Source organism: Halomarina litorea, from assembly GCF_024227715.1.
Taxonomy (GTDB): Archaea; Halobacteriota; Halobacteria; order Halobacteriales; family Haloarculaceae; genus Halomarina; species Halomarina litorea.
The window spans coordinates 2155341-2168238 of record NZ_CP100448.1; the positions used below are offsets into that span (position 1 = coordinate 2155341).

Consider the following 12898-nt stretch of genomic DNA (forward strand, 5'->3'; position numbering starts at 1 on the left):
GGGGGCGGAGGCCCATCGCTTCGAGGGTTGGACTGTCGACCACCCCGACCCGTACGAACGGTTATCCCCTCGGCTCGCCAACTTGTTCCGACCGTGAGAGCATCCGCCACCGTGGACATCGACAGGCCGATAGACGGCGTGTTCGCGTTCGTCGCCGACGCCGAGCGCATGGACCAGTGGATCGTGGGCGTCAGCGACGTGCGGCGACTGAGCGAGGAGGCGGGCGTCGGCGCGCGCTACGAGAGCCAGTACACCTACGGGCCGGGCACTCACCGGATGACCTACGAGGTGACGGCCTACGACCCGCCGACCCGGTACGGCATCCGGTCGGTGGAGGGGCCGTTCCCCTTCGAGGGGGTGCTCACCCTCGAACCCACCGCCACGGGGACGCGCGTCACGAACGCCCTTGACACGGCCCCCGACGGTCGGGCGACGGCGGCGATGTTCACCGTCCTCCGGCCCTGATGCGTCGCCTGATGGCCCGTCGCCTGCGCGAGGAACTGGTGGAACTGAGGGCGCGCCTCGAATCGGAACCCGTCGCCGCGTGAGCGACGAGTTCCTCGGATCGGCGTCAGGGTTAACACGTCGGAGTGGGTACGTCCGGGTATGAGTAGCACGACCGCCGAGGCCGCCGACCCGACCATCGAGGTGACGGAGACGGCGGCCCAGCAAGCTCTCGACCTTCTCGACGGCGAGGGCCTCGACTCGGGCGTCGCCGGTCTCCGTCTGTTCGTCCAGCAGGGAGGCTGCGCGGGCCTCTCCTACGGGATGCGCTTCGACGACGAACCGGAAGCCGACGACACCATCTACGAACACCACGGCCTGCGCGTGTTCGTCGACCCCGCCAGCATGAACTACATCGGCGGGTCGCGCCTCGACTTCGAGTCGGGGCTGCAGGGCGCGGGCTTCCACGTCGAGAACCCGAACGTCGTCAGCGAGTGTGGCTGCGGCGAGTCGTTCAGGACGTAGTCCGGAAAAATCGGCTGTTCTACGGGTGGGCTACTCGTCGTGGTCTTCGAGACGGAACGCCACCTCGACGGTCGCCTGATACTCGTGACCGTCGGCGCTCGCCACCTCCACGCCGAGTTCCTTCACTTCCATCCAGGCGACGTTGTCGAGCGTGCTCTTCGCCCGGTCGAGGGCGTCGTCGGTCGCCGCGTCGAAGCTCTCTGAACTGGACCCGATGAGCGTGATCTTCTTGTATACCATCGCACCGGCGGTACTCCCGCACGACCCATAAGTGTGGTCGCCCCGGGACTGGCTCGCCGCTATCGCTCAGCCCGACGCGGAGAGTCGCTGGCCGATGGCGTCGGCGACGTCCGTGAGGTAGGCGGTGCCCCAGACGGCGACGACGAGCCCGCCGAGGAGGTTGAACACGAGGTCGAGCATCGTGTCCGCGAGGCCGTACTGGGTGAGCACCGACCCCATCCCGAAGTGGACGGCGGCCTCGCCGATGACGAACTCGATGACCTCCCAGAGGACGCCGAAGGCGACGACGAACAGGAGCAGGTAGACGAACATGAACTCCGGTGGGAGGTCGACGCCCTCGGAGTGTTCGTCGAACGCCCGCGCCGTAGCGTAGCCCACACCGGCGACGATGGACGCCGACAGCGAGTGAGTGAGGTGGTCCCACCAGCCACCCGAACTGTACAGCGTCGCGTACGCCACCCCTTCGGGGGCAGCCCCGACGAACTCGACGAACCAGGCCGGGAGAGGTACCGTCCCGAGCGCGTGGAGGAAGACGGCCGTCGTTATCCAGAGCGTGACTCCCACGTCCATCGGAATGTGGTAGTCCCGTTCGAGAATCGGGGGCAACTGGGCGACGAGGAGCGCGATACCCGCGTTGACGATGATACCGGTGTTCCCGAGCCAGATTCCGGCGGCGAGGATGGCGACGAGTCCCACCTCCATCGCCCACGTCAGGCGGTGTTGCGCCCGCTCGCTCAGCCCGAGCGCCTCGCGGACCCTCACAGCTCCACCTCCAGTCGCTCCTCGCCGTGGACGTAGCGCCGGAAGTAGAACTCGAAGACGACGCCGGCGCCGACGCCCGCGACGGTGGAGGCGACGAACTCCAGCATGAGCGCCCGTTCGTCGAGGGCGAACCCCGTCCCGAGGTAGATGTCCGCCGTCCAGCGGACGACGGCCCAGATGCCCGCCGTGGCCATCGTCGCCACGACGACGAAGAAGACGGCGAAGGAGTGGGTCATCTCGACGGGGGTGAAGACGTGCAACTCGACGGCGACGAGCAGCGCGATGGCCGCCACCGAGAGGTAGGTGGCGACGTCGCTGACGCCGGGGCCGCCGAACGGGCGGGCGAGCAACGGGAAGGCCGCGAGGACGAGCACCTCCCACGGGAGCATCGACCGCGGCGAGCGCAAGAAGAGCGCCGGGACGACGGCGACGAGGGCGACACAGAGCGCGAACCCGGCCCAGAGGCGGTCACCGTTGGCGAGGTTCACGCCGGCGGCCACGAGGACGAGCGCCACCAGTATCCAGCCGAGTGCGGCGTTCAGTCGGGCGTCCTCGACGATACGCCCGATGTCCGACCGGTCCATACTTCCTCTCCGCGCGCCGGACTACTAAAGCCACGCGACGATGAGATACGCCGTCGCGTAGGCGAACGTGGCGACGGTGACGGCCGCGAGCGAGGTCAGCACCGCCGACAGCGCGAGCGCCCGGCGCGCCCGGCCGTACACCCGCCCGTGGCCGGCGACGAGGACGGCACAGCCCACGCCGAGGCCGAGGACGGTGAAGACGAACGGGTACGAGAGGCCGAGCGTCGGGGCGGGGACGGCGAGGACCGCCCCGGCGTAGCCCACGCCGAGCGCCGCCGACCGACCGAGGTGGGTCCGGACGGCCCGGCCCGTCAGGTCGAAGTAGACGACCGCGGCGGCCCAGAACGTCGCCAGTTCGAGTGCCATCGCCCCCAGCAGGTGGACCGTCGGGTCGCCGCTGAGCGTCACGCGCGTCGCGAACAGCGTCGCGTCGAACGGGTAGAGAAAGGCGGGCGGGTGGCCGGTGAACAGGTCGCCGAAGGGGTGGCCGACGAGACCAACGAACCCCGCCGCGAACACCGGCCACGGGGAGACGTCGAGCCGTCCGGCGTAGCCCGTCACGAGGAGGCCGGCGACGACGAACGCCCCCATCGCGACGGCACCCAGAAAGCCGCTCTCGGCGCCGGCGACGAGGACCAGCGCCGACAGGAGCGCCAGCGCGACGGCGCGTCCGGGGGCGTCGGTTCGTCGCCACGCGGCGAACCCGACGGCGGCGACGAGGGCGACGGGGAGCGAGTGGGTCACGGCGCGGTGGACGAGCGTGCTGGCCGCCCAGAACCCTTCCGCGAGCGCCAGCGGCCCGCCGTCGGCGGCGAGCAGTCCGACCGGCGCGTACACCATGTCCACGTCCGGGAGGAGGCCGAACAGGGCGGCGACGAGGCCGAGTGCGAGCGCTCGCTCGCGGGGCCACCCGACCCGCGCGGCGGCGGCCGCGACGAGCGCGAACGCCACCAGTCCGTGCCCGAGGAACACGGCTCCCCTAACGACTTCCGGAGCATAAGCCACTCGCCGCGTCCGGCGGTAGCACGCCGCTCACCCGTCGTCGAGTTCCCCCTACTCCCCGCGGCGCAGGCGTTCGACGACGCGAGCGCCCTCCTCGCGGGCCGTTCCCTCCAGAATCTCGATTTCGTCGCCGACGCGCAGGACGCCCGGCGTCACCACGTCGGCGCAGATACCCCCGCGCCGGTTCGAGAGCGCTCGCGTGACGCCCTCCTCGTCCGCCACGTCCTCGACGTGCGCACACGGCGGGCGGGGGCGGGTGCCCCGGAACGCCACCTCGCCGACGCGGAACGTCGTCCCGAGGAGGTCGTGGAGGGTGACGCCGCGCGTGACGACGTTCCGCCGGTGCCGACCGTCGGAGAGGTCGATGTCGAACTCCTCGCGGATGGCGTCGAGTGCCTCACCCTCGACGAACGTGACCTCGCAGACGTCGAACGGGGAGTAGTAGCCCGTCCCGAGGAGGTAGCGGTCGCCCGCCAGTCCGCCCTCGACGGCCTCACTTCGCTCGTGTCGCTCCATCGGTGCCGAGTCCTCGCTCGCGGTGAACACCGCTTCGACGCGTCCCATACCCACCGGAGGTGACACGTCGGCAAAGCCCTCGCGCCCGGGCTCGGGTGTCGGACGCTACTCGTCGCGTAGGAGGGCGTCGTCGCCGTGGCGCTCCCGGAGTCGTTCGAGGTACTCCCGCTGTTCGCGGATTCGCGGCGTCTCCTCGGCGTAGGCGTCCGCGAAGAGATCCGCTGGGTCCGGTTCCACGTCCTCGGCCTCGCGGACCACGGCGGCGACTTCCTCCTCGATTTCGTCCTCGATGGTCGCGACTCGCTCGTCGTCCAGCAGGTCCCGGTCACGGAGGAACGCCTCGAAGCGCGGGATGGGGTCCTTCTCGCGCCACGCCTCGACCTCCGCCTCGTCGCGGTAGGCCGTCGGGTCGTCGGCGGTGGTGTGCGCCCCGAAGCGATAGAGGAGGGTCTCCACGAGGGTGGGGCGGGCCTCGCCGTCCGCCGGATTTCGGGCCTTCTCGACCGCGGCGCGCGAGACGGCGTAGGAGGCGAGCGGGTCCATCCCGTCGACCTGCACACCGTTGAATCCGTAGGCGTCCGCCTTCTGGGCGATGGTCGCACTCGCCGTCTGGCGATCGCGGGGGACCGAGATGGCCCACTGGTTGTTGTGACAGAAGAACACCGAGGGGGTGTCGAAGACGCCCGCGAAGTTCAGCCCCTCGTGGAAGTCGCCCTCGCTCGTCGCGCCGTCCCCGAAGTGACAGGCCACGACCCGGTCGTCGCCCTTCAGCTTCGCGGCCCACGCCATCCCCGTCGCGTGCGGGATGTGCCCCGCGATGGAGATGTTCAGCGGGACGATGTGCTGGTCGACGAGGGAGGCGTTCCCTTCCTCGTAGCCCATCCAGTAGCGGACGTACTCCGGCGTGAGGCCGCGGACGACCACCGCGCCGTGTTCGCGGTACTGGTAGGAGATCCAGTCGTCCTCGCGGAGGGCGTGCGTCGAGGCGACCTGTGCCGCCTCCTGTCCCGCGAGCGGCGAGTACGTCCCGATGCGGCCCTGTCGCTGGAGGCTGACCATCCGCTCGTCGAAGTGTCGCGCCGTCCGCATCTCGCGGTACATCGCGAGGAGTTGCTCGTCGGCGAGGTCCGGGACCGTCGCACCGTCGACGACCCGCCCGTCCTCGTCGAGGACGCGGTACGGGTCGCCCGGAGCGCGGTCGAAAAGCGACTGCTCGGTCGTGGCCATGCCGTGAACTCACACGGCGCTATGGTATCACTATGTCGGGAGCGCCTGACTCGCCTGCGGGTGGAGTATCTCGTAGGTCCCGCTACCGTCGAGACTCATCACCGCCCAGTCGTAGTCGGGCGCCCTATCGAGCAGGTCGTCGCGCAGACGTGTCGCGCGATTCGCGCTCGCCACGAAACAGCGGAGGTCGACGTCCTCGGACACCTCGTCCGGGGCGTCGGCCGTGATATAGACGATGCGCCACTTGCGCTCGGCCCGGAGTTCGGACCCGAGTTCGGTTACGGTGTAACCGAGGTCGGTGAAGATCGAACGCGCTTCGTCCAACAGCGGTGTGCTAACGACCCCCATTCGTATGGGGATACCACATCCCTGGATAAATACTTTGGCACAGTGTGGCATGACTTCGCCGCCGCCGGACGTGTCACTCGAACGCTCTTTCTCACAGGCGACGACGTGGCGGGGAGACGGGCCCGACCGCGAACCTACTCGTGGGCGGCGTCCCACTCCTCGGCCTTGTGGAGGTTCGCACAGTCGTTACACTGGATGCGGCCCATCGCGTCGACGGCGGTGTCGAAGGTGTCGCAGTTCGAGCAGAAGAAGCCCCAGCGTCGCTGGGCGTCGTCGGTTCGGTAGACCACGTAGAAGGGTCCCTTCGACCCGCGTTCGGGTTCGTTCGGGGCCACGTAGAGCGTCTCGCCGTCGTAGGTACGCGCCTCCATGGCCCCACTCGCGCGCCGCGGGATAAATGCTCCTCGGTCGATGTGTCTTTAGGACCCCCGGCCGTCGCACGAGCCAATGACTCCGCGGGTCCTCCACTACTCGGACATCGAGGGCGTCTACGACCACCCGGACCGCCTCGCCCGGTTGGCGGGCCGCATCGCCGAACTGCGCGACGACCGCACGCTCGTCTGCGGGTCCGGCGACAACACCGCGCCGGGCGTGCTCTCGCTCGTCTCGCGGGGCCGACAGGCGCTCCCGTTCTTCGAGCGAGTGCGTCCGGACGCCGACACCTTCGGCAACCACGACTTCGACTACGGACCGGACAGGACCCGCGAACTCGTCCGCGAGTCCCCCCAGCGGTGGGTGAGCGCGAACCTCTCCGTCGAGGGCGACCCGTTCGGTGCGGCGGCGGGCGTCGAACGCTCCGTCGTCGTCGAGTGTGACGGCGCGCGCGTCGGCCTCACGGGCGTCATCGACCCCGCCGCGACGGACCTCACCACGGAGGTGGGCACCGTGCGCGCGACCGACCCCGTCGAGGCGGTGGGGCGCGAGATCGGCCGGATGCGAGAGCGGGGGGCGGAGTACCTCGTCGTCCTCTCGCACCTCGGGGCGGGCGACGACGAACTCGCCCGTCGCTTCGACCTGGACGCCGTCCTCGGCGGGCACGTCCACGCCGAGCGGGCCGAGGTAGTGGCGGGGACGCCCTGTACCCGACCCGGCCCCAACGGCCACCGGGTGATGGAAGTCGACCTCGCCACCGGCGAGACGACCGTCCACCCCGTCGCCGACGCCACGCCCGACACGGACCTGCTCGCAGAGTTCGAGCGCCTGGCGGGCGAGACGGGACTGGACGAGGTGGTCGGACACGTCGACCCCGACTGGCCCGTCGAGCGCACCCGCGAACTGCGCACGTCGGGCGAGTGTCGCATCGGGAACGTCGTCGCGGACGCCTACCGCTGGGCCGCCGGGAGCGACGTGGGCCTCCACAACGCCGGGGGCATCCGCGACGGCCCACCGCTGGTGGGCGAGGTGACCGTCGCCGACCTCGTCAGCGTCGTGCCGTTCGGCGAACCCGTCTCCGTGGCCGAACTCTCGGGGCGCGCCCTCCGGGGCCTGTTCGAGGAGGCCTACCGCGCCCCCCACGGTGAGGACCGCTGGACGGCTCACGTCAGCGGCTGTTCCGTCACCTACGACACCGACGCCCGCGAACTGTGCGGGGTGACCGTCGGCGGCGACCCCCTCGACCCGGACGCCACCTACACCGTCGCGACGAACGACTTCCTGCTCCGGACGCCCGCGGAGTTCCCGACGCTCGTCCCCGAACACCGCATCGGGACCCTCGACACGCAGTACGAGGTGCTGGCCGCCTACGCGCGGGAGGAGGGTATCGACCCCGAACTGTCGGGACGCATCGACCTCGCGGGGCGGGCCGAACCGGCCCCCCGGACGGAGGGACGATGACGCTCGTCGTCGTCCCGGTCCGGTACCCGCTGTCGGAGCACTCGAAGGAGACGCTCAGCGAGGGGTGGCGCATCGCCCAGGAGCGCGACGCGGAACTCACCGTCCTCCACGTCAACCTCTATCAGAACAACGAACACGTCACCCGGAGCGAACTGAAGCGCGCCGCCGAGGCGGTCATCGGCCGCCAGTCGCACGCCCGCTATGTCGTCCGGTCGGGCTTTCTCGTCGAGGAGTCCATCCTCGACGAGGTGGCCGCCGAGGACGCCGACGTGGTCGTCATCGGGCGCAAGCAGGCCTCGCGCTGGCGGCGGATGTTCCGCCGCCTGACCGACGACCCCGACGTCGAGCGGTTCCTGAAGGAGTCCCTCGACTGCGAGGTCGTCACCGTCGGGTAGGCTCACTCGTCGCCGAGGTCGGTCGCACTCGGCGGGGGCGACCGAGACCCGCCCGACGACTCCCCGTCGCGGTCGTCCCCACTACCGGACGTTCGCGTGCTCCCCGCCGTCGTTGGCTCGTCCGATACGTCCCCCTCGGGTCGTCCCGCGCCGTTCGGGGCCGGGAGGCCCTCCGTGGAGGGGTCGAGGCGCGGCGGGAGCGACCGTCCGTCGTTCCGGTCGTCCATCGCCACCCGCAACTGCCCGCTCGTGTCGTCGAAGACGACGTGCGAGTGGGGGTAGGCGATGGTCACGTCCGCGTCGTCGAGGCGCTCCCAGACCTTCTCCTGGACGCGCGAGCGCATCGTCAGCAGTTTGTACGGTTCGCGGACCCAGTAGCGCAGGCGCAGGAGGATGCCGTGGTCCGCGAACGACTCGATGTAGCAGGTCGGCGCGGCGGGGTAGCGGGCGCTCCCGATGCGGATGTCCGGGCCGCCCTCGATGACGCTCTCGCACTCGCGGGCGGCGTCCTCGATGAGTTTGCGCGCCTCGTCTAAGTCACCCTCGTAGGTGACCTGCACGTCGAGGCGGAGACGAACGCGGGGGTCCTCCGCCGAGAAGTTCACCACGTCGCGCTCGCGCATCGACCCGTTCGGGACGACGAGGAACGTGTTGTCGAGCGTGAATATCTTCGTGTAGCGGAGCGTGATGTCCTCGACGAACCCGGTGGTGTCCCGGTCGACCAGTTGGATCATGTCGCCCACCTCGTAGGGCTGGTCCGCGAGGACGAACAGCCCCGAGATGATGCTCCCGACGATGGGCGCGAGGACGACACCGATGACGGCGGAGAACACCGTCACCGAGAGGGCGACGTTGCCGAGCCCCAGTCCGAACACCGTCCCGAAGATGATGGAGAAGGCGACGAGGAAGATGCCGAGGCGGATGAGCCGCAGGATGGTCCGCGAGACGCTCGGCCGCTTGAACCGGCGGGCGATGCGCCGGCCGAGCATCTGGTTGACGTACCGGGAGGCGTACCACGCCAGCAGGAGGATGAGCGCGGAGAGGCCGAGTTGGATGACGAGTTGGGGGATCTGGAACCACTCGGGGAGCAACTGGTTTACCTCGTCCGTGACGTTGCCGCCGACCGAGGCGTTCGGGGGGTCCTCGACGGTGACTGCCCCGGACCCGTTCCCGGGCGTCCCCGTCCCGTTCCCGGTCGCGGTACCGTTCCCCTCCTGTCCCATACTCGGCGCTCTCCCGACGGGGGAAAAAGGGTTGCGACCCGCGAAACTAAGGCCGCGGCCCGCGCTCTCTCAGGCATGCCCGCGACTCCGCCCGAGCAGTCGACCTTCGACGTGCGCCACGAGGAGACGCCCGGCGACGTCCTCTTGTGTGGGTTCGCCGAGTACGGACTGGCCGGCCTCACGGCCGCCGACTACCTCGTCAAGCAACTGGGCTTGGAACAGACGGGCCACATCACCGCCGGTGAACTGCCCGCCATCACTCCCTTCGAGGACGGGCGGCCGCGCCACCACACGCGCATCTTCTCGTCGGACGACGCCGACCTCAGCGTCCTCGTCGGCGAACTGTTCATCCCGCGCCAGATGGCGAAACCATTCAGCGACAGCGTCCTCGACTGGGCCGAGCGCTCCGTCGAGGAACTCGCGGTGCTCTCGGGAGTCCCCACCGCCCACGGCCCCGAGGAACACCAGACGTACTTCGTCGCCACCGACGACTACCGCGAGCACCGACTGGCCGACCACGACATCCCTCCGATGGGCGGCGGGTTCCTCGACGGAGTGAACGCGGCGCTGGTCCAGCGCGGCCTCGACACCGCGCTCCGCGTCGGCGTCTTCGCAACCCCCGCCCACGCCCAGACGCCGGACGTCGAGGCCGCACTCCGCCTGCTCGACGCCGCCGCGACCGTCTACGACCTCGACGTCGACGTCGAACCACTGGAGTCGTTCGCCAGCGAGGTCCAGCGGTACTACGCGGACCTCGCCGAGCGCATGCAACGGGACGACCCGACGCCACAGCCGGACGACCGGATGTACATGTGACGACCCGTAGGCCGACCCTGCACCCCCTCACACGGCCGTCGAACCGCGATGCGTGAGCACGATTCGAACCCCGGAACACTCCTCGATGAGAATCGCTCCCAACCTATATGTATAGCGCATGTTGTACCTTTGCATCAAGGCGTAATCTGCCATTGACCATGATAATCATCGAGTTCTCCATCGACCACCCGCTCCTGCGTGAGACGCTGAACGAGGCACCCGGAGTGACGCTCTCCTGGGAGCAGACGGACGCGCTCGGGGACGGCCGCATCGTCACGCTCCTGTGGGCGGAAGGGGGTGACATCGAGATCCTGGAAGCGGGGATGGCGTCGGACCCGACGGTGAACCGGTGGTCGGAGACCGCCGAGGTGGGTGGTCGTCGTCTCTACCAGGTGGAGATGGTGGGCGACGCCCTCGACGGGACCTACCTGCTGCTGGTCGAACTGGGCTGTCTCCTCCAGTCACTCGCGGGGACCGCGGAGGGGTGGGAGGCGCGGGTCGCCTTCCCCGAGCAGACCACGGTGGACCACTTCTTCGACCACTGCCGGACGACGGGCCTCGGCTACACCATCCATCGCGTCTACGAGGAGCGACCCGGACGCGACGGCGAGCAGTTCGGCCTGACCACGGAGCAACTGGAGACGCTCCGTGCGGCGGTCGAACTCGGCTACCTCGACGTCCCCCGCGAGAACACGCTTCAGGACCTCGGGCGGGAACTCGACGTCTCCGACACCGCGGCCTCACAGCGGTTCCGGCGCGGGGTGAAGCGCCTCGTCGAGAACACGCTCAACCCCGACACCAAAGCGCGGCCGCCGCCGGTCGGGAGGCCCCGCTGACCCCGACCCGCGCCACCCGGTGTCGGGATAACCGGTGGCGAGACGGTCCGTGACGCGAACGCCGACCACGTGCGAGAGAGTCGCTAACGGTCGATGATGGTCGATATTACCGTGTGGAGTCACCAGACATTTACCGATTCGTGGCGTAGTTCGAGCTAATGAGTTCGACGCGCCTCCGCCGACGGTCCCCCGACAGCGACGGGCGGCCGAAGGCGACGCTGTTCTGCCCGACCTGCGGCCACGAGAGCCTCGCGGGCGACGAGGGGGACTGGGAGGTCAGCCCCCGACGCGAGAGCGACCGACGTGCGCTCGCCTACGAGTGTCCGGTCTGCGGGACGACGCTGACCGTCCAGCCGGTTTTCGAGTGACGGGCGCACTGGCGTCGGCGGGCGTCAGCTGGTGAGGGTCAGTCGGTGACGACGTCGCTGACGAGGCGCATCGGCGTCTCGTCGTAGGCGGGATTCTCGATGGTGAACCCCTCGGCGGGTTCGCGCATCACCTCGCTCGGCGAGCGGAACTCGTTCTCGAAGACGAAGCCATCCTCAATGATCTTCGCGCCGGACCCGACGACGGTGACGGGGACGCCCACCTCCTCCGCGGTGGCGGCGAGCGGGAACGTCCCGATGCGGTTGTAGAGGGTGTCGCCGACGATGCAGTCCATGCCGATGACGACGTGGTCGCACTCGGGGAGGACGAACCCGTTGGCGCTGTCGATGAGGAGGTGCGTCTCGACGCGGTCCATCCCGGCGAGCGTCCGCGCCGCCTTCCGACCGAGGTACCGCGGGCGGGCCTCGGTGACGTACACCGTCAAGTGCGCCCCGTCGCGGGCGGCGAGTTCGACGGCCTCGATGACCGTCGAGGAGTAGTCGTGGGTGAGGATGGTCGTCCCGTCCTCGAGCAGGGCCGCACCGTTCTCCGCGGCGCGGTGTTTCGCCGTCTCGACCCGCTCGACGACCGCCTCGGCGGCCTCCGCGGTGAGGCGCTTCGCCTCCTCGACGCTCTCCGGGTCGGCGTCGATGACGGTCTCGACGATTTCACGCTGTGTCGTGTACAGTGAGGCGTGGGAGGGGTTCGCCCGCCGGAGGACGCTGGAGTTGCGTTCGAGGTCACGGACGTACTCCTCGACGGTGGTGGCCTCGCGGTCGACCAGCGACGCCAGCGCCCGTGCGGCCTTCACGGCGACGACGGACGAACTGTGCGTCTGCATCTCGCGTATCTCCTCGACGGTCTCGTCTATCATTGGGCCTACCTCGCCCGTTCGGGGGAAAGCCCTTCTGGGTCTGCCCGTCCCGTCACCCCGTGGAGGGCGTGATGCTCGTGAACACCGCCGACTCCGCCTTCCGCAGGTGTTCGCCGACGGTCCCCGGCGCGATACCCAGTTCCTCGGCGATGTCCCGGTAGGTCACCCGTCGTGGCTCCTCGTAGTAGCCCGCGGCGACGGCCGCCCGGAGCGTCTCCTGTTGGCGCTCCGTGAGCTGTGCGTACAGCTCCCCGCCGTCGGGGGTGTACTCGCCGGTCTGCAGGAGGCGCAGGCCGACGCCGTCGGGTATCTGTCGGGTCGCCTCACGGAACGTGGCCAGTTCGCCGATGGCCGTCATCCGCAACGCCCCCCGGTCGGTGTAGCGGATGGGCATGTCGAGGACGAGGTCGTTCGTCTGGGCGACGCCGTACACGCGTCCGGTCAGGTCGTTCGGGTCGAACCGGACGTGACAGTACAGTCGGTCGCCCGACGCCGAGACGTCGTGTGCGTGCACGGAGGGACACCCGCCGACGACGGCGTCGGCCCGGTCCCGGTCGCCCGCGAGTTCGTACAGGGTGACCGCCGTGCCGTCGTCGAGCATCCTGAAGTGGTGGATGGCGCGCCGTTCGATGGCCGGGGCGTCCGCGATGGCCCCCTCGATAGGATGGAGTTCCCCGTCCAGCGGGATGAGCAGGTAGGTGACGAACCGCATGGTACTCCGTCCGGCCAGCGGGAGTTGACTCCGGTGCCGCCGATAGCCGGGCGTACTTGTCGCGCCCGCCCCGTCGCCGGTAAATAGCCCCACAGATGTGACGCGAAACCGGCTTGCCACGGACGCTCGACTCACCGACGATGCGACACGGTACCGACCGGCGGGGGGAGGAATCGACGGCGAACACGACGGCGC

The 12898-nt window shown here is 69.6% G+C and carries 18 protein-coding genes; 7 read left to right on the top strand and 11 right to left on the bottom strand.

Annotation, left to right across the window (positions count from 1 at the left end):
* Positions 1 to 93: 93 nt before the first annotated feature.
* Positions 94 to 465, top strand: coding sequence for an SRPBCC family protein (locus tag NKG96_RS11815; protein ID WP_254535151.1), 372 nt, complete (start codon positions 94 to 96; stop codon positions 463 to 465).
* A gap of 141 nt (positions 466 to 606) precedes the next feature.
* A complete protein-coding gene (locus tag NKG96_RS11820; RefSeq protein ID WP_254535152.1) occupies positions 607 to 969 on the top strand; it encodes a HesB/IscA family protein in 363 nt (120 codons plus the stop codon).
* 30 nt (positions 970 to 999) lie between these two features.
* Here NKG96_RS11820 and NKG96_RS11825 read toward each other — a convergent pair whose 3' ends face one another.
* The 8 genes from NKG96_RS11825 to NKG96_RS11860 form a co-directional block, all read right to left on the bottom strand.
* Positions 1000 to 1209 carry a dodecin gene (locus tag NKG96_RS11825; protein ID WP_254535153.1) on the bottom strand — a complete coding sequence of 70 codons (210 nt, stop codon included), beginning with the start codon at positions 1207 to 1209 and terminating at the stop codon, positions 1000 to 1002.
* Positions 1210 to 1275: 66 nt separating this feature from the next.
* Positions 1276 to 1911: a DUF2238 domain-containing protein gene (locus NKG96_RS11830; RefSeq protein WP_368409310.1), complete on the bottom strand. Its 636-nt coding sequence runs from the start codon at positions 1909 to 1911 to the stop codon at positions 1276 to 1278.
* 56 nt (positions 1912 to 1967) lie between these two features.
* Positions 1968 to 2555: a hypothetical protein gene (locus tag NKG96_RS11835; RefSeq protein WP_254535155.1), complete on the bottom strand. Its 588-nt coding sequence runs from the start codon at positions 2553 to 2555 to the stop codon at positions 1968 to 1970.
* A 24-nt stretch (positions 2556 to 2579) separates the two neighbouring features.
* The gene (locus NKG96_RS11840) at positions 2580 to 3527 is read right to left on the bottom strand and encodes a metal-dependent hydrolase (RefSeq protein WP_254535156.1); all 948 of its coding nucleotides are present in this window, start codon (positions 3525 to 3527) and stop codon (positions 2580 to 2582) included.
* A gap of 81 nt (positions 3528 to 3608) precedes the next feature.
* Positions 3609 to 4121 carry an MOSC domain-containing protein gene (locus NKG96_RS11845; protein WP_254535157.1) on the bottom strand — a complete coding sequence of 171 codons (513 nt, stop codon included), beginning with the start codon at positions 4119 to 4121 and terminating at the stop codon, positions 3609 to 3611.
* 57 nt (positions 4122 to 4178) lie between these two features.
* Positions 4179 to 5300, bottom strand: coding sequence for a pyruvate dehydrogenase (acetyl-transferring) E1 component subunit alpha (gene pdhA / locus NKG96_RS11850; RefSeq protein WP_254535158.1), 1122 nt, complete (start codon positions 5298 to 5300; stop codon positions 4179 to 4181).
* A gap of 30 nt (positions 5301 to 5330) precedes the next feature.
* On the bottom strand, positions 5331 to 5648 hold the full coding sequence (locus NKG96_RS11855) for a DUF7116 family protein (RefSeq protein ID WP_254535159.1): 318 nt from the start codon (positions 5646 to 5648) through the stop codon (positions 5331 to 5333).
* A 134-nt stretch (positions 5649 to 5782) separates the two neighbouring features.
* Positions 5783 to 6019, bottom strand: coding sequence for a DUF5816 domain-containing protein (locus tag NKG96_RS11860; RefSeq protein ID WP_254535160.1), 237 nt, complete (start codon positions 6017 to 6019; stop codon positions 5783 to 5785).
* Positions 6020 to 6095: 76 nt separating this feature from the next.
* On the opposite strand from NKG96_RS11860, the gene NKG96_RS11865 reads away from it, so the two are divergent.
* A complete protein-coding gene (locus tag NKG96_RS11865) occupies positions 6096 to 7481 on the top strand; it encodes a bifunctional metallophosphatase/5'-nucleotidase (RefSeq protein ID WP_254535161.1) in 1386 nt (461 codons plus the stop codon).
* Positions 7478 to 7876: a universal stress protein gene (locus NKG96_RS11870; RefSeq protein ID WP_254535162.1), complete on the top strand. Its 399-nt coding sequence runs from the start codon at positions 7478 to 7480 to the stop codon at positions 7874 to 7876. Before NKG96_RS11865 ends, NKG96_RS11870 begins: the two co-directional genes overlap by 4 nt.
* Positions 7877 to 7878: 2 nt before the next feature.
* Here NKG96_RS11870 and NKG96_RS11875 read toward each other — a convergent pair whose 3' ends face one another.
* On the bottom strand, positions 7879 to 9099 hold the full coding sequence (locus NKG96_RS11875) for a mechanosensitive ion channel family protein (RefSeq protein ID WP_254535163.1): 1221 nt from the start codon (positions 9097 to 9099) through the stop codon (positions 7879 to 7881).
* A gap of 75 nt (positions 9100 to 9174) precedes the next feature.
* Here NKG96_RS11875 and NKG96_RS11880 point away from each other — a divergent pair, with 75 nt between their 5' ends.
* The 3 genes from NKG96_RS11880 to NKG96_RS11890 all read left to right on the top strand — a co-directional run bounded on the left by NKG96_RS11880 (position 9175) and on the right by NKG96_RS11890 (position 11119).
* Positions 9175 to 9915: a proteasome assembly chaperone family protein gene (locus NKG96_RS11880; RefSeq protein WP_254535164.1), complete on the top strand. Its 741-nt coding sequence runs from the start codon at positions 9175 to 9177 to the stop codon at positions 9913 to 9915.
* 158 nt (positions 9916 to 10073) lie between these two features.
* Positions 10074 to 10751 (top strand): helix-turn-helix domain-containing protein, encoded by a 678-nt coding sequence (locus tag NKG96_RS11885; RefSeq protein WP_254535165.1) that lies wholly within the window; start codon positions 10074 to 10076, stop codon positions 10749 to 10751.
* A gap of 158 nt (positions 10752 to 10909) precedes the next feature.
* Positions 10910 to 11119 (top strand): DUF8106 domain-containing protein, encoded by a 210-nt coding sequence (locus NKG96_RS11890; RefSeq protein ID WP_254535166.1) that lies wholly within the window; start codon positions 10910 to 10912, stop codon positions 11117 to 11119.
* A gap of 38 nt (positions 11120 to 11157) precedes the next feature.
* Here NKG96_RS11890 and NKG96_RS11895 read toward each other — a convergent pair whose 3' ends face one another.
* Entirely contained in the window at positions 11158 to 11991 is an 834-nt protein-coding gene (locus tag NKG96_RS11895) for an eIF2B alpha/beta/delta subunit family protein (protein WP_254535167.1), read from the bottom strand.
* 52 nt (positions 11992 to 12043) lie between these two features.
* Positions 12044 to 12703 (bottom strand): helix-turn-helix domain-containing protein, encoded by a 660-nt coding sequence (locus NKG96_RS11900; protein WP_254535168.1) that lies wholly within the window; start codon positions 12701 to 12703, stop codon positions 12044 to 12046.
* Positions 12704 to 12898: the final 195 nt, after the last annotated feature.